The organism is Bradyrhizobium sp. LHD-71, assembly GCF_031157255.1.
In the GTDB taxonomy this organism is placed as follows: domain Bacteria; phylum Pseudomonadota; class Alphaproteobacteria; order Rhizobiales; family Xanthobacteraceae; genus P52-10.
The window spans coordinates 277,988-300,995 of sequence record NZ_JAVIFX010000006.1 but is presented as its reverse complement, the minus strand read 5'-3'; the positions used below and the strand labels follow the sequence as shown (position 1 = coordinate 300,995).

At 63.1% G+C, this 23,008-nt stretch carries 20 protein-coding genes and 1 tRNA gene; 7 read left to right on the top strand and 14 right to left on the bottom strand.

All coding sequences use genetic code 11. From position 1 onward, the window contains the following. Positions 1-14: 14 nt before the first annotated feature. Positions 15-1,022, bottom strand: a complete 1,008-nt coding sequence (gene fgd / locus RCO31_RS09255) for a glucose-6-phosphate dehydrogenase (coenzyme-F420) (RefSeq protein WP_308968013.1) — start codon at positions 1,020-1,022, stop codon at positions 15-17. A gap of 431 nt (positions 1,023-1,453) precedes the next feature. On the opposite strand from fgd, the gene RCO31_RS09250 reads away from it, so the two are divergent. After that, positions 1,454-2,344: an LLM class F420-dependent oxidoreductase gene (locus RCO31_RS09250; RefSeq protein WP_308968012.1), complete on the top strand. Its 891-nt coding sequence runs from the start codon at positions 1,454-1,456 to the stop codon at positions 2,342-2,344. Here RCO31_RS09250 and RCO31_RS09245 read toward each other — a convergent pair whose 3' ends face one another. Next, positions 2,345-3,205, bottom strand: coding sequence for a TIGR03620 family F420-dependent LLM class oxidoreductase (locus tag RCO31_RS09245; RefSeq protein WP_308968011.1), 861 nt, complete (start codon positions 3,203-3,205; stop codon positions 2,345-2,347). It abuts the gene before it with no gap. Between the two features lie 293 nt (positions 3,206-3,498). On the opposite strand from RCO31_RS09245, the gene RCO31_RS09240 reads away from it, so the two are divergent. Beyond that, positions 3,499-4,707 (top strand): acyl-CoA dehydrogenase family protein, encoded by a 1,209-nt coding sequence (locus RCO31_RS09240; RefSeq protein WP_308968010.1) that lies wholly within the window; start codon positions 3,499-3,501, stop codon positions 4,705-4,707. A 310-nt stretch (positions 4,708-5,017) separates the two neighbouring features. Beyond that, positions 5,018-5,479: a nitroreductase family deazaflavin-dependent oxidoreductase gene (locus RCO31_RS09235; RefSeq protein ID WP_308968009.1), complete on the top strand. Its 462-nt coding sequence runs from the start codon at positions 5,018-5,020 to the stop codon at positions 5,477-5,479. Positions 5,480-5,512: 33 nt separating this feature from the next. On the opposite strand, the gene RCO31_RS09230 is transcribed toward RCO31_RS09235, so the two are convergent. From RCO31_RS09230 to RCO31_RS09200, 7 genes are all read right to left on the bottom strand, one after another. Then, positions 5,513-7,084 (bottom strand): long-chain-fatty-acid--CoA ligase, encoded by a 1,572-nt coding sequence (locus RCO31_RS09230; protein ID WP_308968008.1) that lies wholly within the window; start codon positions 7,082-7,084, stop codon positions 5,513-5,515. Between the two features lie 209 nt (positions 7,085-7,293). Further along, positions 7,294-7,369 (bottom strand) — tRNA-Lys (locus RCO31_RS09225). Between the two features lie 224 nt (positions 7,370-7,593). Continuing rightward, positions 7,594-9,159 carry a 2-isopropylmalate synthase gene (locus RCO31_RS09220; RefSeq protein WP_308968007.1) on the bottom strand — a complete coding sequence of 522 codons (1,566 nt, stop codon included), beginning with the start codon at positions 9,157-9,159 and terminating at the stop codon, positions 7,594-7,596. 336 nt (positions 9,160-9,495) lie between these two features. Then, complete coding sequence (locus RCO31_RS09215) at positions 9,496-11,124, bottom strand: GMC family oxidoreductase N-terminal domain-containing protein (protein ID WP_308968006.1); 1,629 nt, start codon at positions 11,122-11,124, stop codon at positions 9,496-9,498. Beyond that, positions 11,108-12,109 (bottom strand): ABC transporter substrate-binding protein, encoded by a 1,002-nt coding sequence (locus RCO31_RS09210; protein ID WP_308968005.1) that lies wholly within the window; start codon positions 12,107-12,109, stop codon positions 11,108-11,110. The genes RCO31_RS09215 and RCO31_RS09210 overlap by 17 nt, the downstream gene beginning before the upstream one ends. Positions 12,110-12,127: 18 nt before the next feature. Next, complete coding sequence (locus RCO31_RS09205; protein WP_308968004.1) at positions 12,128-12,940, bottom strand: ABC transporter ATP-binding protein; 813 nt, start codon at positions 12,938-12,940, stop codon at positions 12,128-12,130. Beyond that, positions 12,937-13,686, bottom strand: coding sequence for an ABC transporter permease (locus RCO31_RS09200; RefSeq protein WP_308968003.1), 750 nt, complete (start codon positions 13,684-13,686; stop codon positions 12,937-12,939). The genes RCO31_RS09205 and RCO31_RS09200 overlap by 4 nt, the downstream gene beginning before the upstream one ends. 133 nt (positions 13,687-13,819) lie before the next feature. On the opposite strand from RCO31_RS09200, the gene RCO31_RS09195 reads away from it, so the two are divergent. Both RCO31_RS09195 and RCO31_RS09190 read left to right on the top strand, forming a co-directional pair. Next, the gene (locus RCO31_RS09195; RefSeq protein ID WP_308968002.1) at positions 13,820-14,557 is read left to right on the top strand and encodes a GntR family transcriptional regulator; all 738 of its coding nucleotides are present in this window, start codon (positions 13,820-13,822) and stop codon (positions 14,555-14,557) included. Beyond that, entirely contained in the window at positions 14,554-15,687 is a 1,134-nt protein-coding gene (locus RCO31_RS09190) for a mandelate racemase/muconate lactonizing enzyme family protein (RefSeq protein ID WP_308968001.1), read from the top strand. Before RCO31_RS09195 ends, RCO31_RS09190 begins: the two co-directional genes overlap by 4 nt. A 194-nt stretch (positions 15,688-15,881) precedes the next feature. Here RCO31_RS09190 and RCO31_RS09185 read toward each other — a convergent pair whose 3' ends face one another. The 5 genes from RCO31_RS09185 to RCO31_RS09165 form a co-directional block, all read right to left on the bottom strand. Next, the gene (locus RCO31_RS09185; RefSeq protein WP_308968000.1) at positions 15,882-16,805 is read right to left on the bottom strand and encodes a polyphosphate kinase 2 family protein; all 924 of its coding nucleotides are present in this window, start codon (positions 16,803-16,805) and stop codon (positions 15,882-15,884) included. Between the two features lie 127 nt (positions 16,806-16,932). Then, positions 16,933-17,628, bottom strand: a complete 696-nt coding sequence (locus RCO31_RS09180; protein ID WP_308967999.1) for an NUDIX hydrolase — start codon at positions 17,626-17,628, stop codon at positions 16,933-16,935. Positions 17,629-17,717: 89 nt separating this feature from the next. Then, positions 17,718-18,749, bottom strand: coding sequence for an ABC transporter substrate-binding protein (locus RCO31_RS09175; RefSeq protein ID WP_308967998.1), 1,032 nt, complete (start codon positions 18,747-18,749; stop codon positions 17,718-17,720). A 123-nt stretch (positions 18,750-18,872) separates the two neighbouring features. Beyond that, on the bottom strand, positions 18,873-19,661 hold the full coding sequence (locus RCO31_RS09170) for an ABC transporter permease (RefSeq protein ID WP_308967997.1): 789 nt from the start codon (positions 19,659-19,661) through the stop codon (positions 18,873-18,875). Next, complete coding sequence (locus RCO31_RS09165) at positions 19,658-20,470, bottom strand: ABC transporter ATP-binding protein (protein ID WP_308967996.1); 813 nt, start codon at positions 20,468-20,470, stop codon at positions 19,658-19,660. The genes RCO31_RS09170 and RCO31_RS09165 overlap by 4 nt, the downstream gene beginning before the upstream one ends. 152 nt (positions 20,471-20,622) lie before the next feature. Between RCO31_RS09165 and RCO31_RS09160 the strand changes: the two genes are divergently transcribed. Both RCO31_RS09160 and RCO31_RS09155 read left to right on the top strand, forming a co-directional pair. Then, a complete protein-coding gene (locus RCO31_RS09160; RefSeq protein WP_308967995.1) occupies positions 20,623-21,408 on the top strand; it encodes an ATP-binding cassette domain-containing protein in 786 nt (261 codons plus the stop codon). After that, the gene (locus RCO31_RS09155) at positions 21,405-22,961 is read left to right on the top strand and encodes an ABC transporter permease/substrate-binding protein (protein WP_308967994.1); all 1,557 of its coding nucleotides are present in this window, start codon (positions 21,405-21,407) and stop codon (positions 22,959-22,961) included. Before RCO31_RS09160 ends, RCO31_RS09155 begins: the two co-directional genes overlap by 4 nt. Positions 22,962-23,008 lie beyond the last annotated feature (47 nt).

Below are 23,008 nucleotides of genomic sequence, written 5' to 3'. Positions count from 1 at the left end.
CACTAACCCCGCAATCAGCCGAAACGCTTGCGCAGGCGCGGCAGCACGTGCTCGCCGTAGAGCTTCAGGAAGCGCGCCTGGTCCGGTCCCGGCGCGTGGAATACCAGATGCCGGAAACCCAAACCGACATAGTAGCCGATCCGCTCGACGTGCTCATCGGCGTCGCTCGACACGATCCAGCGACTGGCAGCGCGCTCCAGCGGCAGCGCATCCGCGAGACGCTGCATCTCGGCGGGATCCTCTACCGTCATCTTTTCTTCGGGCGTCAGCGCCAGCGCCGCCCAGTGGCGCGTGTCCTCGAGTGCACGTATCTTGTCGGTGTCGAACGACACCTTCACCTCGATCATGCGGTCGTACGGCCGCGACGGATTTTCCGACGCGGCAAGTCCCTCGGCGAGCTTTGGCAACAGCGTCTCGGTGTAGAGCTCCGGCTTCTTGCCGCTCGTGCAGATGAATCCCTCGCCGTGGCGGCCGGCATAACGCGCCACGAGGGCACCCGCGCCCGCGACGTAGATCGGCACCGGCGTGTCGGGGCGATCGTAGATCGTTGCCTTCTCGGTCTTGTAGTACTGGCCTTCGAAGCTGACCCGGTTCTGCGTCCAGAGCGTCCGGATAAGGGTTACGGCCTCACGCAAGCGCGCGAAGCGCTCCTTGAATTCCGGCCAGGGCTGGCCGGTCGAAGGCACTTCGTTGAGCCCTTCGCCGGTGCCGACGCCCAGAACCACGCGTCCCGGGAACATCGCGCCCATCGTGCCGAACGCCTGGGCGACGATGGAGGGATGGTAGCGGAAAGTCGGCGTCAGCACGCTGGTACCCATGACGACGCGGGAGGTCCTTGCGCCCAGCGCCCCGAGCCAAGTCAACGAGAACGGTGCGTGGCCGTCGATATCCTTCCATGGCTGAAAATGGTCGCTGACAAAGACCGACTCGAAACCGACTTCCTCGGCAAGGCACGAGAAATCCAGCAACTTGGTCGGCGCGAACTGCTCCGCCGAAGCCTTGTATCCCAGCCTGATCAACACACGCTCCCGGTTGGCGCCGGTGATGCCGATACCGTGGCACCCGTCACCGAAATCTATAGACTAGTGCTCCGTTTCCGAAGTTCGCATCACTTGGCGACACACTCTACATGCGAACTTCGGAAACATAAGGAGCACTAGCAACTTTATGTTTCTAGTGCGGTTTTTGAATTTGAAATTCCTGCGCAGGACTCGCCGCGAAGTTGGCAGGAATTTCAAATTCACCGCACTAGTGTCGTGGATCAGAAATTCGCACCATCCTTGCCGCGAGTCCATCGTGCGAATTTCTGATCCATAAACGACACTAGAATCATAGGCTTGCTAGTGTCCTGATCCAATCCGAAGTTCGCTCTCAGCTCGCTGCAAAGTATAGCGAACTTCGGATTCGGGACACTAGCGGGTGAGCCGCCACCAGCCAAAGCAAGGAACCGACCATGCATCTCGGAATTGCTCTGCCTTTCGGGGACATCGGCGGCGATGGCCCGACCGTGCGCGAATATGCACAACTGGCCGAGGCCGAAGGCTACGACGGTCTCTCGCTGGCGGACCACGTGCTTGGCGGCAATCCGGCTAATCCGAAGAGCGGCCGTGGGGGCGGACTCGGCCTCTTCCACGACCCTTTTGTAGCGTTCGGTTTCATCGCGGCCTGCACGGAAAAGGTCGAACTCTCCACCCAGGTGCTGATTCTCGCGCAGCGCCAGACCGTGCTGGTTGCCAAACAGGCCGCAAGCCTCGACCTGCTCAGCGGTGGCCGCTTCCGGTTTGGCATCGGCGTCGGCTGGAACGAGATGGAGTTCGTCGGCCTCGACGAGAACTTCCACAACCGAGGCAAGCGGTCCGAGGAACAGGTCCAGGTCATGAAGGCGCTGTGGGCCGATCCCTACATCACCTTCGAGGGCAAGTGGCACCGTGTTCCGGACGCCGGCATCACCCCCCTGCCGCCGCGCCGCAGGATTCCGCTGTGGTTCGGTGGCCACATGGACGTAACGCTGCAGCGGATCGCAAAATGGGGCGACGGCTGGATCATGCTGTCTGAACCACCCGGACCGAAAGCCCTCGCGGAATTCGACAAGCTACGCCGACTGGTGGAAGCCGAGGGACGCGATCCGGCGTCGATTGGCATCGAAGTCTGGACCTCGACCGGAACCGGCGCTGAAAAGGACTGGCGCGAGGACATCAGCTTCTGGAAGAAGGCCGGCGTCACGCATATCACGCTGCACAACACCTTCCGCGGCTACCACCACAAGCGCATGGCCGGCCGGAGCATGGCCGACCATATCGACTCCATGCGCCGCTACCGCAACGCCGTCGCCGATCTGCTCTGATCAGGTATCGGCGAGCGCCGCCAGCATCCGGTCGCGGGCGGCGAAATCGCCATCCGCGTGGACCGGCTGCAGGCAGACATGCGTGGCGCCGGCCGCGAAGTGCTCCCTTAAGCCCCGCTTGACCGTGTCGACGTCGCCCCACAGGACCATCGCATCGATGAACCGGTCGCTGCCGCCATCGGCGAGCTCGGCCTCGGTGAAGCCCTCGCGCAGCCAGTTATTGCGGTAATTCGGCAGGACCAGGTAGCGTGACAGCTCCTTGCGCCCGATCGCCCGCGCCTTCGCGGGATCGGTCTCGAGCGTCACCTTCTGCTCCACCGCGAGCCACTTCGACGGCCCGAGGATCGCGGCGGCCTTCGCGGTATGCTGCGGCGTCACGTTGTAGGGAACCGCGCCACGCGATTTTGCTGCGCTCAGCGCCAGCATCTTCGGTCCGAGCGCCGCGACCATGACCGGCGGAAATTCGCCGGCAGGTGCGCCCTTGTTGATGCCGTCGAGATAGGCGCCCATCGCCGCCAGCGGCTTGTCGTAGCGATGGCCGCGCAAGCCCTCGACCATCGGAATATGACTGACGCCGAGACCGAGAATGAACCGGTCGCCGTAGAGCTTGTTCAGCGAAAGCATGGCGCGCTGCGCGGTGAAGGAATCGCGTGCATAGATGTTGGCGATCGAGCTGCCGATCACCAGCTTGTCACTGCTCGATAGCAGTGTCGCCGCCAGCGACATCGATTCGTAACCCCGGGATTCGGGATACCACAGGGTCGAGTAGCCGTTCTTCTCCACCGTGCGTACGAAATCGCGCAGCTGCGATCCGTCGAGTTTATCGGTGCCGTACCACACGCCAAGCCGTCCGAGCTTCATGTCGATTGTCTCCTGTCGAGAAGAGAGCGAGCCGCGATCAGGCTGCGGCTCCGAGAATGATGTGCCGGGCGCGCGCGCTACGCCGGAACGTCGCTCAATGTGAGCCTTCACCTGCGCGCCGAAGCCGAGCGAAAAACGAGCGGCTGCCACAACCTAGGCCATCGGCGGGGGTGGCTCAATTGTCAGGGTGCGGAGCAGCCTTGAAACTTTGCCGCACCATGATCGAGACATTGCGATTTTTTGTTCTTTGGTGAAAGCTGTCGCGCAAAACACGAACTACGGGGAGCCAGTCGATGGATACATTCGCCGATGCAACCGCCGGGGAGTTAAACTCGTTTCGCGATGAAGTTCGGGGCTGGATACAAGAGAACTTCCCGGCATCGTTGCGCGAAAAAATAGAAGAGTATTACCGCACCCTGCCCCGCTATCCTGAAGGGGCCGACTGGAAATTGTGGAAGGATCGCGTTGTCCAGAAAGGCTGGGGCACGCCGGGATGGCCGGTCGAATATGGCGGCGGAGGCCTTTCCACCGAGCAGGCAAGACTTCTGGAGCGCGAATATCTCGCAAGCGGCGCGTTCAATCCGGTGGAGGGTTTTGGAACGAGCATGCTCGGCCCTACCCTTCTCGAATACGGCAACGAACAACAAAAGCAGATGCACCTGACGCGCGTATCGCGCGGCGAAGTTCGATGGTGCCAGGGCTACTCGGAGCCAGGCTCGGGTTCGGATCTCGCGTCCCTGCGAACCAAGGCCGAAGACGAAGGGGATCACTACCTGATCAATGGCCAGAAGATCTGGACTTCAGGAAGTCGATATGCCGATTGGTGTTTTTGCCTTGTTCGAACCGATCAAAGCCGCAAGCAGGAAGGCATCAGCTTCATCCTGATCGACATGAAGTCGAAGGGTGTCGATGTCCGGCCAATTCAACTCATCTCGGGTCAATGGCATTTCTCCGAGGTGTTCTTCACCGACGTAAAAGTGCCGAAAGAGAACCTCGTTGGCCAGCTCAACAAGGGATGGAGCATCGCCAAGCGACTGCTTCAATTCGAGCGCAACACGGTCACCGACAATCGCTTCTCCGTTGCCGGCGACGTCCGTCCGCTCAGTGTCGTCGCACGAGATTATGTTGAAATCGATGCGTCCGGTCAGATCGCCAACAAGGATCTGCGGGCCCGCATTGCAAAGCACATGATGGATTTCCGTTCGCTGCAGTTGCTGCAGCGGCGAATGCTGGATGAGACCAGGGACGGGCGCGGCCCTAACGAGTCTGCGTCAGTCATCAAAAATGCGAAGGCACGCCTCACGCAGGAGCGCGAAGAACTCCTGATTGAGATCATGGGCGTTCAGGGACTCGGCTGGGAGGGTGACGAATTCAGCCAGATCGAGAAGGATACGACACGCGTCTTTCTCTTCGACAAGGCAATGTCGATCTACAGCGGAACAACCGAGATTCAGAACAACATCATCGCCAAGCGAACGCTTGGACTGCTGGACCATCAATAGAAGCGCCAGCCCGGCAGTTTCCGCTCGACGAACGCTACGGCCTGATCATCACGTTCGACCGCATCCATGGCATGACCCAACCGCAGGCGGCGACCGAGAAGGTCCGTCGACGCATGGCCGACGACGGCATCTGGTTCATCAAGAACATCCGCAGCAAGCTAAAATTCGAGACAACCTGAGCAACCCGCGCTGGCGACGCAATTTCCGGAACTCCGGAGCTCTCTATTACGAAGCCGTCCGGCTTGCTCTTGCGGAATTGGCCGATCCGTTGCCTGATGGTATGCTCCCCGCAGCTTTGAAGGAGACCGCGATGGCTGAAGCGAAACTCGCTCCGAACCTGCCGGACTGGATGGTCAAACACGCGAACCGCTATCTTTCGAGCGGCGGGACCGACGGACACATGTACAAGACAACCTTGCCCAAACAAGGTGAGGTTACTGTACCGTCGCTACTGCTGACCACCACCGGCCGCAAGTCCGGCGACAAGTTCATCTTTCCGCTGTATTACGGAACGGACCGTGGCAGCTACTTCATCATCGCCTCAAAGGGCGGCGCGCCCGAACACCCGGGATGGTATCGCAACCTTCTCGCCAACCCCGAGGTCGAGGTCCAGGTCGGAACGAAGAAGATGACCGCGCGCGCTAGAACCGCGTCAGGCGACGAGCGCGCACGACTCTGGAAAAAGTCGCTCGAATTCTGGCCGCCCTACGCCGACTATCAGCTCAAGACCGAGCGCGAGATACCGGTGGTCGTGCTGGATCCGGTTCATTAGGCCACGTGGCAGCCGGCCACCGCCGCGACAGCTCTATTGGCGAACGATGCCGGCCTTGCCGGCTCGCAGCACGAACTTTTGCACCTTGCCCGTTGCCGTCTTCGGCAACTCGTCGACGAAACTGATCCGCTGCGGCATCTTGAAGTGCGCAATTGCATTGCGCACGTGCAGCTTCAGTTCGTCTTCCGTTGCCTTTGCACCCTGCCGCAGGATGACGAATGCATGTGGTGATTCACCCCACCGCTCGTGAGGCATGCCGACGACGGCTGCCTCCTGCACCGCAGGATGCCGCAGGAGGCACCCCTCGATCTCGACCGATGAGATGTTCTCACCCCCCGAGATGATGACATCTTTGAAGCGGTCGCGGATTTCGGCATATCCGTCCGGGTGCACGACCGCAGCGTCGCCAGAATAGAACCAGTTGTTCCTGATCGCCGCATTCGTCGCCTCGGGGTCATTGTAGTAGCCTTTCATGACGACGTTACCGCGGACCGTGATCTCGCCCAGCGTCTCGCCGTCGTGCGGCACCTCGTTGCCATGCTCGTCGACCACTTTCAGCTCACCGGAGCTGATCAGTTCGACGCCCTGGCGTGCCTTGATTTGTGCCCGGTCCTGCAGCGGCAGCGTCTGGTGCTCGGGCAGTTGTTCGCAGATCGTGATGAACGGCGATGTTTCCGTCAGGCCGTACACGTGCGTCAGCTCCCATCCGAGCTCGCGTTCGATGAGTTCGATGGTCGCAGCCGCCGGCGGTGCCCCGGCCGTGAACAACCGGATGCCGCGCGGCGCGCCCGCGCGCATCGCCGCCGGCGCGTTGGCGATGCCGATCAGCACAGTGGGCGCCGCACAGAACATGGTGATGCGCTCGTCTTTCAGCGCCTGATAGATCGCCCCTGGCTCCACGCGTCGCAAGCAGACGTGCGTCATCCCTCGCGCGGTATTGATCCAGGTGAAGGTCCAGCCGTTGGCGTGGAACATCGGCAAGGTCCACAGATAGCGGTCAGCCGGCGTCATGTGATGGTGCGCCAGCGTTCCCAGGGCATTCAGATAGGCATTGCGATGGGTGATCATCACGCCCTTGGGTCGCGCCGTCGTTCCGCTTGTGTAATTGATGGTCAGAAGGTCGCCTTCGGCAATGTCCGTCTTGTCGAACTCCGGCTGATGTTTTGCGAGCGTCGTCTCGTAATTGATCCAGCCTGCGCCTGCGCCTTCGAGGGCGACGAAGTGGTCCACGGTCTTGAGCTTCTGACGGATGCCTTGCACGGCTTCGATGTAGTCGCTGTGCACGCAGACGACCTTTGCGCCACAATGGTTGATGATGTAATCGAAATCATCAGCAAGCAGGCGATAGTTGATCGGCACCAGCACCGCGCCGATCTGCGGCACGGCGTAATATGCTTCGAGATGCGCGTGTGTGTTCGGAGCGATGTATGCGACGCGATCGCCTTTCGTGACACCCATCGATTGCAGGGCCGCGGACCAGCGGTCGCAGCGCTCGAAGAAGGCGGCATATGTCAGCCGCATATCGCCATCAACGACGGCCTCCCGGTTCGCGTAGAGCCCGCGCGCCCGACGCGCAAACTCCATCGGCGTCAGAGAGATTTCCATGGCTATCCAATCCTTCCGCTGAACGACGAGTGTCGGGTTTGGCAACGGGCTGACGCCCTCCATGCCGACACTCACATGAATTGGTATTCGCTTATCAACGTCATCGACTCGTCACGTTATCGAGAGTTAGGCGCCTGAAAAGACCGTTTGAAAAGCCGTTTTAATTCGGCCTACTCAAACGGTGTCTCTCGCTAAGGTATTGATCTGATTGGTGGGCGATGTAGGGCTCGAACCTACGACCCGCTGATTAAGAGTCAGCTGCTCTACCAACTGAGCTAATCGCCCTAAGAGGGCCCGAAGGCCTCGAAGAGCCGGTCGTTTAGCAAAGCCGACCGGGCCTGTCCAGCAAGGCGAGCGGCGTTTTCCCGCGTGTTTTCAATCTCTTTGCGATCGGCCGGCCCCCGTGGTCCGGAACACCGGCCCCGCTGGCGGCCATCACCGCCCCGTGGGCCTGCCTTAGGGCCTCCTGAGGCGGCGATCGCAACGTTTCGTTCGTCTGTGGCAGGCCCCTACTCTGCCGCGGTGGCCGCGTGAGCCCGGTCGCGCTCGTGCTTCATCACCAGCTTGTTCAGCGCGCCGAGATAGGCCTTCGCCGATGCCACCAGCGTATCCGGGTCGGAGCCGCGCGCGGTCATCGAGCGGCCGTTGTGCGACAGGCGGACCGAGACCTCGGCCTGGGCGTCGGTGCCCTCGGTGACGGCGTGCACCTGGTAGAGTTCCAGCTTCGCCTCGTGCGGCACCAGCGCCTTGATGCAGTTGAACACCGCATCCACAGGACCGTTGCCCTCCGCCTCCTCGATCCGCGGATGGCCGTCGATGTCGAGCTTCATGGTCGCCCGCTGCGGTCCATGGGTGCCGGCGATCACCGTCAGCGAGACGAGCTTGATCACGTCCTGGGCATGGGCAAGCTGCTCGTCGACCAGCGCCTCGATGTCCTCGTCGTAGACGTCCTTCTTGCGGTCGGCCAGCGCCTTGAAGCGCACGAACACGTCATCGATCTGGTTGCGCGACAGCTTGTAGCCGAGTTCCTCCAGCTTGTGGATCAAGCCGGCGCGGCCGGAGTGCTTGCCCATCACCAGCGAGGTGCCCTTCACGCCGACGGTCTCGGGCAGCATGATCTCGTAGGTCGAGGCGTTCTTGATCATGCCATCCTGGTGGATGCCGCTCTCATGCGCGAACGCGTTACGGCCGACGATCGCCTTGTTGTACTGCACCGGGAACGAGGTCGCCGCCGACACCAGCTTCGAGGCATGGGTCAGCGTCGTGCTTTCGATGTTGGTCCAGTACGGGACCTTGTCGTTGCGCACGCGCATCGCCATCACGACTTCCTCGAGCGCAGCGTTGCCTGCCCGCTCGCCGATGCCGTTGATCGTGCATTCGATCTGCCGGGCGCCGCCGCGCACACCGGCCAGCGAATTCGCCACCGCCATGCCGAGGTCGTTGTGGCAATGCACCGAGAAGCGCGCCTTGTCCGAGTTCGGAACGGTCTCGCGGATGCGCTTGAACATGTCGAAATACTCTTCCGGCACCGCGTAGCCCACCGTGTCGGGGAGATTGATGGTTGTCGCGCCGGCGTTGATCGCAGCCTCCACGCAGCGGCACAGGAAATCGAAATCGGTGCGGGTCGCGTCCTCGGCCGACCATTCGACGTCGTCGATATGGTTGCGGGCGCGCGTCACCGACGAGATCACCATCTCGTAGACCTGCTCGGGCTCCATCTGCAGCTTGTGCTTCATGTGCACCGGCGAGGTGGAGAGGAAGGTATGGATGCGGCCACGCTGGGCGTGGCGCACCGCTTCGGCGCAGCGGTCGATATCCTTCAGCGCCGCGCGCGAGAGGCCGCAGATGACCGCGTTCTTCGCCCGCTTGGCGATTTCGCGGACCGCTTCGAAGTCGCCGTCGGAGGCGAATGGATAGCCGGCCTCGATGATGTCGACGCCCATGGTGTCGAGCGTCTCCGCCACCTTGAGCTTTTCCTCGAAGGTCATGGTGGCGCCGGGGCACTGCTCGCCGTCGCGCAAGGTGGTGTCGAAAATATAGACGCGGTCCTGGTTGGACGGAGTCGCGGAGGTCATGGGAGTCCTTTGTTCAATCTGCGGCACCAGCCATCGGCTGCGCTCGGTTTCCGGAGAGCTTGCGGCGAACCCCTGAGTGCCCAGGCAGACATGCCCAGACGGCGCTCAGGGGCGGCTAAGAAGCAGAAGGCCGGAAATGGCGAGAGCGAGGGCGGACGCGCGCGGGCAAGCGGCCTGAGCGGCCCCCCCGTCAACAGCGCTGGAAATCCCGCGAATCATCGTCTCGTTGCCTGTCACGCTGGATTTTGGGGCAAACCGATTGACACATCGTTGCCCACAAAAACCGGTGCGGGTTCTTAGCCGACAATCCCTGGACCCGGCAATGATAAAAAAACGTCAGGGAAGCTGTCCTACTTCCCGAAGCACCCGCGCCGCCGCGTGCTCGCCGATCATCAGGCTCGCGGCGTTGGTGTTGGCCGACGTGATCGTCGGCATCACCGAAGCATCCGCGACACGCAAGCCTGAGACACCCCGCACGCGCAGATCCGGATCGACAACCGCCATCGGGTCGCCCCCCATCCGGCAGGTGCCGACCGGATGGAACACCGTGCCTCCGGCCGTGCGGACAAAATCAAGGATCTCCGCGTCGCTTTGCGCGGCGACGCCCGGCAACACCTCCCCGTCCCACAACTGGCGGAAGGCCGGCTGGTCGTGGATCGCGCGCAGCATCCTGACGCCCTCCACCATCGTCTTGCGATCGATCTCCTCGGAAAGATAGTTCGGCGCGATCTCCGGCTGCGCGAGCGGATCGGTCGAGCGGATGCGCACGTGCCCGCGCGAGGCCGGGTGGCATTGCCAGAACGAGGAGGTGAAGCCGGAGTAGCGATGCAACGGCTCGCCCGGCTTGTCGACCGAGAGCGGCATGACGTTGAACTGGATATCCGGCCGTCCGTGACGCGCGTACGGCGTCATCGCCCCGCCGCCCACCTGCCCTGCCCCCACCGTGAGCGGACCGCGGCCGTGCAGCAGCCAATCCAGCCCCATGCGCGTCAACCGGAGGGGATTGCGCACATCGTTGTTCAGCGACCGCTTGTCCCGCAAATGAAGAATGCAGCGCGCCTGATAATGATCCTGCAGGTTAGCGCCAACGCCCGGCAGGTCGACGACCGCTTCGACGCCGACGCGTTTGAGATGCGCGGCGTCGCCGATGCCGGACAGCTGCAGCACCTGTGGCGACTGAAGGGCGCCGGCCGAGAGAATGATCTCACGCCCTGCGCGCGCGGAGTGAACGCTGCGATCCACGACATATTCCACGCCGACGGCCTTCGTACCCTCGAGCAGGACGCGCGTAACGTGAGCGTTGGTCACGATGGTCAGGTTCGTGCGCTGCCTGATCGGGCGCAGGAACGCCGCCGCCGCGCTCGACCGCCAGCGCCTGCCGATGCTGAGCTGGTAGGCTCCGACGCCATAGGTCGTCTCGCCGTTGAAGTCGGAATTGCGCGGCAGGCCGAACTGGACTGCGGCCTCGACCCAGGCACGACAGTAGGGATGATCGTTGCGCAGCTCCGAAACATCGAGCTCGCCGAGCGAGCCGCGAAGCTGCGACGGCGCGCCGTTGTAGCGCTCGAGCCGCTTGAAGAACGGCAGGACATCGCGGGCGCTCCAGCCGGTTGCGCCCAGGCGCTCCCAGTCGTCGAAATCCTGGTGTTGCCCGCGGATGAAGATCAGCCCGTTGATCGAGCTCGAGCCGCCGACGATGCGGCCGCGCGGCCAGGCGATCGCCCGCCCGGCCGTCCCTTCCGATGGTTCGGTCTCAAAGATGCGCGCAAAGCGCTCGTCGTAGATCGTGCGGAAGTAGCCGACCGGCAGCTTCAGCCAGAAATTGCGGTCGCGCCCGCCCGCTTCGAGCAGCAGCACGCGCACGGCGGAATCCGCCGAGAGACGGTTGGCGAGCACGCAGCCCGCCGAACCGGCGCCGACAATGATGTAGTCGTAACCCGCCAATGCCTCAGGCCTTCGTGGCATCCATGTAGATCGACGGATCGAAGTACTGCGACGCCGGAATCGGGCTCGCGATGTTGCCGACGACCGCGAAGAAATCCGTGACCTGCTGCAGCCACTTCGTCACCGTGCCGTCGGCAAACAGCTTTCGCCACTCCTGCGCCGGAAACACCTTCTGCGCCTGGAACTGCTCCTTGAAGTCGGCAAGCGGCACCTGCGGATAGTGCTTCTTCTGCAGGATCTCGAGCGCCTCGTCGGTCTTGCCGGTCAAGAGGTCGTTGCCGACGGACCAGGCCTTCACCAGGCGCACGAGCACGTCGCGCTGCTTGGTGTGGAAGTCCGTGCTCGTCGCCCATCCCGACATGATGGCCGCCTGCGGATAATAGGTGGATGCGTCGACCAGCTTCTTCGCACCGGGCACCTTGTCCCGCACCGTGATGTTGAACGGCACCCACAGCGCCACGGCCGGTACCGCGCCGGAGATGAAAGCGGTCACTGCATCCGGCATGCGCTGGTTGAGCAGCTCGATATCGCCTGCTGCAAGTCCGTTGGCGCGCAGCGCGGTGTTCAGGAACACATGCGCCGTGGTGCCCGCCGTCGTCGCGACGCGCTTGCCCTTGAGGTCGGCAAACGACTTGATGCCCTGGTCTTCACGCACCCAAAGCTGCGCCGTCGCGAATTCGACCGCATTGGCGAGAAACATCTTTCCCTGACCGCGCGCCGGGAAGTTCGAGATCACAGCACCGGTAGAGAGCACATCGATGCTGCCGCCGATCATCGCCTGGAACAGCTCGAGCCCGGTCTGAAATTCGCGAAACTCGGGCTCGATGGCATTCTTGCCGAACGCGTCGAGGTGATTGGCGAGCCACATCTGCCCATCGACGGCGAGCGTGTGCAGATAACCCACCCGGACCTTCGCCTTCGCCTGCGCGATCGCAGGCGCGCCGAATGCCGCGACTCCGGCCGATGCACCGAGGCCCTGCAGCACCGCGCGACGATGAATGATCATGGCTTCCTCCCTCGTTGTTCAATTGGACTGCGATTGGCGCTGCTTTGCCTGCTGCGCATATTCCTGCATCACGAGCTGGCGCACATGCGCACGCAGCTCGCCGAACGCCGGGGTTTCGTGCAGACCGGCGTCACGTGGATAGGGAAACGGCACGTCGATGATTTCGCGGATCCGCGTGGGCCGCGCGGTCATGACGATGATGCGATGCGAGAGATAGACAGCCTCCTCCACCGAATGGGTGATCAGCATCACCGTCTTGCCCTCGGCGGCGAGCACATCGAGCAGCAGGTCCTGCATCGCCGTGCGCGTCTGCGCATCGAGCGCGCCGAACGGCTCGTCCATCAAAAGGAACTGCGGCTTGACGGCATAGGCGCGGGCGAGTGCCAGCCGCTGCCGCATGCCGCCGGACAGCATGCGCGGCCAGGCGTCGGCAAAGTCGGACAGGCCCATGAGCTGCATGTAGCGGCTGCAGATCTCCTCGCGTTCCGCCGCCGACGTTCTGTTGGCGCGCAGCGTGAGCCCGAAGGCGATGTTCTGCTTCACGGTCAGCCAGGGAAAGACGCCGTATTCCTGAAAGATGACGCCGCGATCGGGTCCCGGCCCCTTGATCGGCCGCCCGTCCAGCGTGACCGTTCCCGAGGACGGCTGCATGAAGCCGGCGACCATGTTCATCATCGTCGTCTTGCCGCAGCCGGACGGACCGATCACCGAAACGAACTCGCGATCGCGAACTGCGTAGCTCACGTCGTCAACCACACGCATCATTCCCGACTGCGCAGGAAACTGCACGGAGACCTGGTCGAACTTGATACGAACCCTTGGCTCGGTCATGCGATGCGCTCCTGCCAGCTGACCAGGCGACGGGCGATTGCCCGCAATGCGAGGTCCATGAACAGCGCGATGAAGCCGATGCAGATGATGCCGACATAGATGATGTCGAGCTGGAAGAACGAGCCGGCATTCTGGATCAGCGCGCCGAGCCCCTGCTGCGCGGCGATCAGCTCGGAGGCGACCAGCGTCGCCCAGGCGACGCCGAGCGCGACGCGCAGCGCCGTCAGCATATGAGGGACCGCCAGCGGCACGATCACTTTGCGGAAGATCTCACTGTCGGTAGCACCCAGGGTGCGCGAGACACGGACATAGATGGGGCTGATCTGCGAGATGCCCTCGTACATCACGATCACGCCGGCGAAGAATGAGGCGTAGAACAGGATGACGATCTTCGCGAGCTCATCGACGCCGAAGTAGACGATCACAAGCGGAATCAGCGCGATCGGCGGCAGCGCGCGGAAGAAATTGATCAAGGGATCGATGAAGTGGCGGACGTTCGGATACCAGCCGAGCACGAACCCGACCGGCACCGCCAGCACCGTGCCGCTGAGCACGCCGATGAAGACGCGGCGCGTCGACATCAGAATGTCGAGCGGCAGGCGCGTTTGCACCAGTTCGACAAAGCGCTGCGCGACCGCATGCGGGGTCGGCACCAGCGCAGGATTGATCAGGCCGCTGTAGTGAATGCCGTACCAGCCCGCAATCAGCACGAGCCAGGGCGCAAGAATGAGGGCTACCCGCCGCACGCTTCCCCCGAACGCATATTCGTTGTTTTCGCTCTTAACATCCTAAACATACTATGTATAGGATGTTTAGGACCGGCGGCGCAAGGCGCCGCAGCGGCGAAGCTGATGGCACGACAGTGATGGCGCAACAGCCGTGAAGCAAATCGGGCATCCGATCTTCGGCTCGACGCCGATCCCGCGCTATGTGCAGCTGGCGGACCTGTTCCGACAACGCGTCGACAAGGGTGAGTGGTCGCCGGGCAGCATGCTGCCGTCGATCGACATGCTGATGGCCCAGTTCGACGTGGCGCGCGTCACCGTGCGCCAGGCGATCGCCATGCTGGCCGAGGAAGGCCTGCTGTCGCCGCAGCGCGGGCGTGGCACGTTCGTCACCGAGAAGGCCGGCGCCCGTCGCCGCCTGCGCGTGGAGACGACGCTCGGCGACCTGGTCGAGATGTATCGCGGCGACCGGCCGGAGCATTCCACGCTGGAGGAATCGGTGGCGAGTCCGGCGATTAAGCCGACGGACGGGATCGCGGCGCCGAAATATTTCCACATGCGCCGCGTGCATTCGCGCGACGGCGAGCGCTACTGCGTCATCGCGATCTACATCGATCATCGTGTCTTTCGCCGCGCCCCTACCCGCTTCCGCCGCGAGCTGGTACTGCCGGTGCTGACCTCGCTGCCAGATCTGAAGATCGCATCGGGACGCCAGACACTGACCATCTCGAAGGCGGATGTGGAAACGTCGCGCCTGCTCGGCATCCCGCTCAATACGCCGATGGCAGAGGTGCGGCGGGTGCTGTGCGACGCAAAGGGAACAATCGTGTATCTCGCCGATGTCAGCTATCGCGGCGATTACATTCACCTCGAAATGGATCTGAAGGCATGACACAGCCGCTTCGTCTGAAATCGCTCAGGGCCAGCGTCTATCGGGCACCGATCGAAACGCCGGTGACAACGTCGTTCGGCATCATGCGCAATCGTCCGATGGTGCTGGTCACCGCCGAGGACGAGGACGGCGCGTGCGGATGGGGTGAAGTCTGGTGCAACTTTCCGCAGGTCGGCGCCGAGCACCGGGCGCGGCTGGTCGAGAGCGTGCTGGCGCCGCTTGCGACCGCCAGAACGTTTGACGGCGCCGAACCGCTGTTTCGTCATCTGACCGCCACCACCGAGGTGCTGGCAATCCAGAGCGGCGAGATCGGTTCGTTCGCGCAGGTCATCGCCGGCGTCGATATCGCCGTCTGGGACCTGCTCGCGCGCAGACAGGGCTTGCCGCTGTGGCGGCTCGCCGGCGGCGGGTCGCCGACCATCCGGGTCTATGCCAGCGGCCTCAACCCGACCTCGCCCGAGGTGCTTGCACGCAGCAAGCACGCGGAAGGCTATCGCGCATTCAAGCTCAAAGTCGGCTTTGGCGCCGAGCGCGACATCGCCAACCTCGATGCGATGCGCCGGGAGCTCGGCCCGTCGGCAGACGTGATGGTCGATGCCAATCAGGGATGGTCACTTGCGGATGCGATCGAAATCGCGCCCCGGCTGGAGCGCTTCAATCTGAGCTGGCTCGAGGAGCCGCTGCGGGCAGATCAGCCATGGACGGCTTGGCGTCAGCTGAAATCAGCGACAAGCCTGCCGCTTGCCGCCGGCGAGAACATCTACGGGATCAGCGCGTTCAACGACGCGCTGACCGCTGGCGTCCTGTCCGTCGTGCAGCCCGACATGGCGAAATGGGGCGGCTTTTCCGGCTGCAGGCCGGTGGCGGCGCAGATCGCTGCCAAAGGCGTGACCTACTGCCCGCACTATCTCGGCGGCGGCGTCGGCCTTCTGGCATCGGCGCACCTGCTCGCCGCCGTCCGCGGCCCCGGCCGGCTCGAGATCGATGCGAACGCCAATCCGCTGCGCACGCTTCTGTGCGGTCCGCTGAACGACATCCGCGAGGGGTCTGCGACGCTGACGGACAAGCCCGGACTCGGCATCGGTGCCGACGAACTGTCCGCCATCGACCGCTACCGCGTCCCGCATTGAGCGGTCGGACCGCTTCGCTTGGCTGGCAATGACCGCAATTGTTGCCGTCGCCAGCATGGCCACTCGTCATTGCGAGGAGCAAAGCGACGAAGCAATCCAGCACGGCGTTTGCATTGGATTCAGCCTAGATTGCTTCGCTTCGCTCGCAATGACGGCGATTGTGTTGCAGTCCCGCAGCGCAGCCCTGAGTTCCGTCATTGTCGTTTCGGCGCCTCCGCCAGCAGCGCCTTGCGGACGCGGTCGTATTCGGGCGAATCCTTCTTGTCGACCTTTGGAAACTTCGGATCGAGCTTTTCCAGCGCCTGCACGATGGTCGAACTGATGACGACGCGCGCGAACCACTTGTGGTCGGCCGGCACGACGTGCCACGGCGCGTGAGGCGTCGACGTGTTGCGGATCGCATCCTGCCAGGCCGCCTGGTACTTATCCCAGAGCTTGCGCTCGGCAACGTCACTCATCGAGAATTTCCACCACTTCGCTGGCTCATCGAGCCGCTCGAGGAAGCGCTGCCGCTGTTCCTCCTTTGAGAGGTTGAGGAAGAACTTCAGGATCAGCGTGCCGTTGCGCGACAGGTAGCGCTCGAACGCGGAAATATCCTCGAAGCGCTCCCGCCAGATATTCTTGGTCACCAGCTTCGAAGGAATACGCTGTTGGGCGAGAATCTGCGGATGCACGCGCACGACGACCAGCTCTTCGTAATAGGAGCGGTTGAAGATGCCGATGCGGCCACGCTCGGGCAGCGCCACCGTCGAGCGCCAGAGGAAGTCGTGGTCCAGCTCTTTCGACGTCGGCACCTTGAACGAGTGCACGTCGCAGCCTTGCGGGTTGATACCGTGCATCACATGCTCGATTGCGCTGTCCTTGCCGGCGGCGTCCATGCCCTGAAAGATCAGCAGCACCGACCAGCGGTCTTCCGCGTAGAGCCGTTCCTGCAGGTCGTGCAGCCGCGCGCGGTTGTCGTTGAGCACCTTGCCCGCCGCTTCCTTGTCGAGCCCGCCTTTCTCATTCGTCGAGAACTGCTTCAGCCGAAAGGCCTTGGCATCTGCGACCTTGAATGGGCGAACGAAGGCGGAGATATCCTTGACCGGCTTTGTGGAAGCAGTCCTCTTGCCATTCATCGTCGATACTTTCTGGCCCCGCTGTCTCAACTCGTGGTCCGGATGAGCGTAGCGATATCCGGGATCGGTCGGCAACAGCACATGTCCCCGGATATCGCAACGCTCATCCGGGTTGCGCCCGTTGGATTTACGGGCGCCCGAACGCGTCTTCGAGGAACGCTTTGACGAACTCCGGCATCGCCGCGTCGAAATCAGCGGCACTGCGCACGAATATCACATCGCTCAATTCCGGCAGCCTTTCGGAGGTAAGGAATGCCTCGATCCGCTGCTGCAGCTCGCTGGCATGATGCCGTGACGCGAGCAGGCGAAAGCACGCGACCAGCTGCCCTGTCTCGATGATCGTCCAGCCGTCGTTTGCAACATAGTCGCTGGTCTTGAGCCCGACCTCCTCTTCCATTTCGCGCTCCACGCTCAGCGCAAGGTCGACGCTCTGCCCAACGATATCGTCCGGATCCGGCGTGCCAGCCGGGAAATAGACTCGTCCCGCATTGGCGGTGTGCGCGTTCATGCGGCCAAGCACGAACGCACCATCGACGGAGCGCAGTGCGCCTGCGCCGAAACTGTTGAATACGGCCTTGTCGGGAAAGCCCCAGTCACGCCAGGCGAGAAAGCTCGCGAAATCCGTCTCGAAATAATCCGCGCGATAGCAGTCGCCGTCCGTCCGCGGATTGCGGCACAGGAGCAACCGGCCGTTCCAGACTTCGGGCTTTGCCTCGCGCACTCTTGCGAAATGCGCGTCGATCTCGGCGCGCCACTCGTCGGCAAACGGCCAGGGGGCGGACGCGAAAGACAGCTCGAGGCGCTTGATGCGACGACGTTTCATCGGACCGGCTTACCAAGCCCGTGAGCAAAACAAAAGCGGCGAGGTTCGCCTCGCCGCTTTCGTCATCGCTATCTCTGCCGATGCTGAGGTTACATCGTCGATGCCGCCTTTTTCACAAAGCTGTCGTTGAACGTTTTCGACAGATCAACCTTCGCGTCTTTCAGCTCCGGATCGAACTGAACCAGCATGTCGAGTGCATTCTTCATGCCGTCCGGTGGAATGACGCCGGTGACCGAATACATCGGTTTTGAGGCCGCGACGGCCGCGAGATAAAGCGCGCGATCGCCGAGGTAATATTCCTCCGGGACCGCCTTGGCGATGTCCTCCGGCGTCGCCTTCGCGAGCCACTTCTGCGTCTTGTAGAACGCATTGACGATCGCCTGGACCGTGTTGGGATTCTTGTCGATGAAATCCTGCTTCAGGTAGACCACCGCCGCCGGATTGTTGCCGCCAAACAGCTTCTTGTTGTCGGCCTCGGTGCGGGAATCCGCCAGCACGACCACATCGCCGTCCTGCTGCAGCTTGGTGATGACCGGATCGAGGTTGGAGATCGCGTCGATCTCGCCCTTCTTCATCGCCGCCACCGCGCTCAAGCCGGTGCCGACGCCGATGATCGAGACGTCCTCGGGCTTAAGGCCGTCCTTGGCGATCAGCGCATTGACGAAGAAGTTGGTCGACGAGCCAGGCGCGGTGACGCCGATCTTCATGCCTTTCAGGTCTTTGAACGACTTGACCTGCGCGGCCTTGTCCTTGCGCACCGCGAGCACGATGCCCGGGAAGCGGCCGAGCTCGAGCACGGCGGCGATCGGCTGCCCCTTCACCTGCATGCGGATGGTGTGCTCATAGGCGCCGGTGACGACGTCCGCCGAGCCACCGACCAGAGACTGCAGCGCCTTGGCGCCGCCGCCGAAGTCGGTGACCGTGACGTTGAGGCCCTGTTCCTTGAAATGGCCGAGGCGCTCAGTCAGCGTCAGCTGCAGGTAATAGAGCAATCCCTTGCCGCCCACGCCGAGCGTCAGGTCCTTCTTCTCCGGCGCCTGTGCGGCAGCCGCGCCCGCGAAAGCGAACGTCAGGGCGAGGGCCGAGACGAGCGCCGAAGCGAGAGTTTTGAACGATTTCATGTGGTCTTTACTCCCTGAATCCTTGATTGGCGGGAACTATACAGACATCGATCCCACGTCGCTAGGCGGCCTCGATTGCGCCAATAGTCGGCTTTGCCTTCGAAACCGCGACGATGGGGTGAGCTACGCCCGTGCGTCGCCCGGCGCCGGCCGCCAGACCAGCAGACGCTTTTCCACCATGCTGACCAGCACGTCGATCAGGATCACGAACACGGCGAGCACGATCATGCCGGCGAAGACACCCGCAACGTCGAACACGCCTTCGGCCTGCTGGATCAGGTAGCCGAGGCCCGCGGCCGATCCGAGGTACTCGCCGACCACCGCACCAACCACGGCAAAGCCGACCGAGGTGTGCAGCGACGAGAACATCCACGACAGTGCCGACGGCCAGTAGACATGGCGCAGCAGCTGCCGCTCGCTCATGCCAAGCATGCGCGCATTGGCAAGCACGGTCGGGCTGACTTCCTTCACTCCTTGATAGACATTGAAGAACACGACGAAAAACACCAGCGTGAAACCCAGTGCCACCTTCGACCAGATACCGAGCCCGAGCCATAGCGCGAAGATCGGCGCCAGCACGACACGCGGCAACGCGTTCATCATCTTGATGTACGGGTCGAAGATCGCCGCGACGAGTTGCTGACGCGCGAACCAGAAACCGATCATCACGCCGGCGACCGAGCCGATGACGAACGCCAGCACGGACTCGAGCAGCGTGATGTAGAGATGTCGCCAGATGGTGCCTTCGACGAGCCACTTCACGATGCGCGCGCCGACATCATAGGGCGTGGAGAAGAAGAACGGCGGCAGCAGCTTCACGCCGCCGATCGGCACGGTCGTCGCCACGTGCCAAATGCCGATCAGCACGACGGCGATGAGAAGCTGCAAGGCGAGCAGGCCGGCGCGGTTCATGACGCAGCTCCTGCCAGCGTCGACTGCGCGTAGCCTTTCAGCACCTCGTCCTTGAGCACGCTCCAGATCTCGCGATGCAGGTCGTGAAACTCTTTCTCCAGCCGGATCTCCGAGATGTCGCGTGGGCGCGCAAGCGGCACGCGCCAGTCACCGATGATCTTCGCATTCGGTCCGGCTGACATGATAACGACTCGATCGGCGAGCGCGATCGCCTCCTCCAGGTCGTGGGTGACGAACAACACCGCCTTGCGGTCGGCCGTCCAGAGTTCCAGCAGCAGGTTGCCCATGATCTGTCGGGTCTGCGCATCAAGCGGACCGAAAGGCTCATCCATCAACAGGATCTTCGGATCGCGGATCAAGACCTGCGCCAGGCCGACGCGCTTGCGCTGGCCGCCGGACAGCATGTGCGGATAGCGGCCGGCGAAATTCCCGAGACCAACCCGGGTCAGCCAGGCGAGCGCGTTCTTGCGCGCCTCCGCGCTGGCGACGCCCGCCGTCTCCGGCCCGATCGCCACATTCTCGAGCGCCGTCTTCCAGGGGAACAGTGCGTCCGCCTGAAACAGATAGCCGGCTTGCGGATTCAGTCGCCGCAAGGGCTCACCGAAAATCCGCACCGAGCCTTCGGCAGGCCGCAGCAAGCCGGCGGCGACATTGAGCAAGGTCGATTTGCCGCAACCGGTCGGACCGACGATCGCTACGAACTCGCCGGCGGCAACCGACAGATCCGCACGCTCGACGGCTGTGTAGACGCCCCCGTCCGCGACCGAAAACGCGACTGTGACGGCATCCAGCGAAACTGCATTGCCCAATTGTTGTGACGCGGCCTGCACCTGTCCCCCGACGTGAAGCTTCCCATTGGCGATCTATCGCGTCTTTCAAGCCACGTTCCAACGGATTGTGCAATCCTGCAAGTGTAGCACGCTTGGTGAGGTTTCGACCTTATGCTACCCCGCTGGTTGTGATGTCTACACCCTCGCCCACGATACGCTACGCGCACGTCGACAAAAGCTTCGACGGTGGACGCGTGCAGGCCCTCCGCGATGTCTCGCTCGACATCGCGGAGCGGGAATTCCGCTGCATTGTCGGCGGCTCCGGTTCCGGCAAGACGACGCTCTTGCGCCTCGCCAATCGACTGATCGATGCCGACAACGGCGTCGTCAGTGTTGCCGGCGAGGACGTGTGTAGCGTCGATCCCATTCGTCTGCGCCGCAGCGTCGGCTATGTGTTCCAGAGCGCAGCGCTGTTCCCGCACATGACCGTCGCCGGGAACATCGGTATCACGCCCAGTCTGCTCGGCGTCGCGCCGAAGGAGACTGCGGAACGAGCCGATGAATTGCTGACGCTGGTGCGGCTCGACGCCACGCGCTATCGCGACCGCTATCCGCACGAACTTTCGGGCGGCGAGAAACAACGCACGGCTGTCGCACGGGCGCTGGCCGCAAAGCCGCGCATCGTGCTGATGGACGAGCCGTTCGGCGCGCTCGATCCGCTGACGCGCGACGCACTGGCCGACGACTATCACGCGCTGCATGACGAGCTGAAGCTCACCACCGTGATGATCACCCACGATATGACGGAAGCAATCGTGCTCGCCGATCGCATTGCCGTGATGCAGGCCGGCACCATGGTGGAAGAAGGCACCCCGTCCGCGCTCGCCGTCAGCCGCAACGACTACGTCGGCGAGCTGCTGCGGACGCCGCGCCGGCAGACCCAGCGGCTGAACGCGGTGCTGAAGGACGCCTCATGATATCGGATCCGCGCTGGAGCGAGGCGCTGACGCGCCTGCCCGACTATCTCAGCAACCATTTGCGCGTGAGCGCGGTGGCGTTGGCGCTCGGATTGATCATCAGCTTTCCGCTGGCGCTGTTTGCGCGCAATCGCCCGGCGCTGCGCGGCGTGTTTCTGGCGATTGCCAGCATCGTCCAGACCGTGCCGGGGCTTGCGCTGCTGGCGCTGTTCTATCCGCTCTTGCTGATCCTGTCCGCCTGGTCACTGCAGTGGTTCGGCGTAAGTTTCTCGGCGTTCGGCTTCCTGCCCTCGGTGCTGGCGCTCGCGCTCTACAGCATGCTGCCGGTCCTGCGGAACACGGTGACCGGACTGCGGGGCATCGATCCGGCGATCCTCGAAGCTTCGCAAGGCGTCGGCATGACGCCGCGGCAATCGCTGGCGATGGTGGAGTTGCCGCTGGCGCTGCCGGTTATCATGGCGGGCGTGCGGACGGCAGCCGTCTGGGTCATCGGCACCGCAACGCTGTCGACGCCGATCGGTCAGACAAGTCTCGGCAACTACATCTTCGCCGGCCTGCAGACCCAGAACTGGGTGTTCGTGCTGTTCGGCTGCATTGCGGCCGCGGTACTGGCGCTCGCCATCGATCAACTGCTGGCGCTGGTCGAAAGCGGCATCGGCAATCGCCGTCGATGGCGCAGCGCGCTCGGCGGCGCGGGCCTGGCGCTGCTAGTTGCCGCAGCCTTCATGCCGCTGGCAGGCCAGACCCGTGGCGCTTACATCGTCGGCGCGAAAACCTTCACCGAGTCCTATGTGCTGTCGAGCCTGATCGCGCAGCGGCTCGTTGCTGCCGACCTTCCCGCCCGCCAGCGCGAAGGGCTCGGCTCGAGCGTGATTTTCGAGGCGCTGCGCGCGGGCGACATCGACGTCTATGTCGATTACTCGGGTACGCTTTGGGCAAACCAGCTGAAGCGCACCGACATCAAGCCGCGGCAGGAGGTGATTTCGGAGCTGAAAACTACGCTCGCGAAGGACTACAACGTCACCTTGCTCGGCGAACTCGGCTTCGAGAATGCCTACGCGCTGGTGATGCCGCGCAAACGCGCCGAAGAGCTCGGCATTCGTAGCATTGCCGATCTCGCAAACCGCGCGGGTGGCTGGTCGATCGCCGGCGATTACGAGTTTTTCTCGCGGCCCGAATGGGCCGCCGTGCGCAATGCCTATGGTCTGAACTTCCGCGAGCAGCGGCAGATGCAGTCGGACTTCATGTATCCCGCCGTTGCCTCCGGCGAGGTCGATGTCATCGCCGGCTTCACCAGCGACGGGCTGATCGCGCAGTATGACCTCGTCACGCTCACTGACCCGAAGCAGGCGATCCCGCCTTACGATGCGATCCTGCTGCTCGCGCCACGCCGCGCCGACGATGAAGCCTTGAAGGCGGCGCTGGAGCCCCTGATCGGCAAGATCGACATCGCAACCATGCGCGAGGCCAACCTGCGCGCCGGCGGCGTCCAGGGCGCCGCCTCAGCCGACAGCGTCGCGCGCTGGCTGTGGGAGAAAGTGGGCGGAAAGTAATGCGCTCCATCACAAGCGAGCGCCACTTCGTTGCGAAGGCCCTCCCC

Bases quoted from the DNA above. Each gene is read 5' to 3' on its own strand.
- RCO31_RS09235 (WP_308968009.1), top strand. From the start codon at position 5,018: ATGGCTGAAGCGAAACTCGCTCCGAACCTGCCGGACTGGATGGTCAAA.
- RCO31_RS09190 (WP_308968001.1), top strand. From the start codon at position 14,554: ATGACACAGCCGCTTCGTCTGAAATCGCTCAGGGCCAGCGTCTATCGG.
- RCO31_RS09205 (WP_308968004.1), bottom strand. From the start codon at position 12,940: ATGACCGAGCCAAGGGTTCGTATCAAGTTCGACCAGGTCTCCGTGCAG.
- RCO31_RS09155 (WP_308967994.1), top strand. From the start codon at position 21,405: ATGATATCGGATCCGCGCTGGAGCGAGGCGCTGACGCGCCTGCCCGAC.
- RCO31_RS09245 (WP_308968011.1), bottom strand. From the start codon at position 3,205: ATGAAGCTCGGACGGCTTGGCGTGTGGTACGGCACCGATAAACTCGAC.
- RCO31_RS09240 (WP_308968010.1), top strand. From the start codon at position 3,499: ATGGATACATTCGCCGATGCAACCGCCGGGGAGTTAAACTCGTTTCGC.
- RCO31_RS09250 (WP_308968012.1), top strand. From the start codon at position 1,454: ATGCATCTCGGAATTGCTCTGCCTTTCGGGGACATCGGCGGCGATGGC.
- RCO31_RS09170 (WP_308967997.1), bottom strand. From the start codon at position 19,661: ATGAACCGCGCCGGCCTGCTCGCCTTGCAGCTTCTCATCGCCGTCGTG.
- RCO31_RS09215 (WP_308968006.1), bottom strand. From the start codon at position 11,124: ATGCCACGAAGGCCTGAGGCATTGGCGGGTTACGACTACATCATTGTC.
- RCO31_RS09230 (WP_308968008.1), bottom strand. From the start codon at position 7,084: ATGGAAATCTCTCTGACGCCGATGGAGTTTGCGCGTCGGGCGCGCGGG.
- RCO31_RS09220 (WP_308968007.1), bottom strand. From the start codon at position 9,159: ATGACCTCCGCGACTCCGTCCAACCAGGACCGCGTCTATATTTTCGAC.
- RCO31_RS09175 (WP_308967998.1), bottom strand. From the start codon at position 18,749: ATGAAATCGTTCAAAACTCTCGCTTCGGCGCTCGTCTCGGCCCTCGCC.
- RCO31_RS09180 (WP_308967999.1), bottom strand. From the start codon at position 17,628: ATGAAACGTCGTCGCATCAAGCGCCTCGAGCTGTCTTTCGCGTCCGCC.
- RCO31_RS09160 (WP_308967995.1), top strand. From the start codon at position 20,623: ATGTCTACACCCTCGCCCACGATACGCTACGCGCACGTCGACAAAAGC.
- RCO31_RS09185 (WP_308968000.1), bottom strand. From the start codon at position 16,805: ATGAATGGCAAGAGGACTGCTTCCACAAAGCCGGTCAAGGATATCTCC.
- RCO31_RS09210 (WP_308968005.1), bottom strand. From the start codon at position 12,109: ATGATCATTCATCGTCGCGCGGTGCTGCAGGGCCTCGGTGCATCGGCC.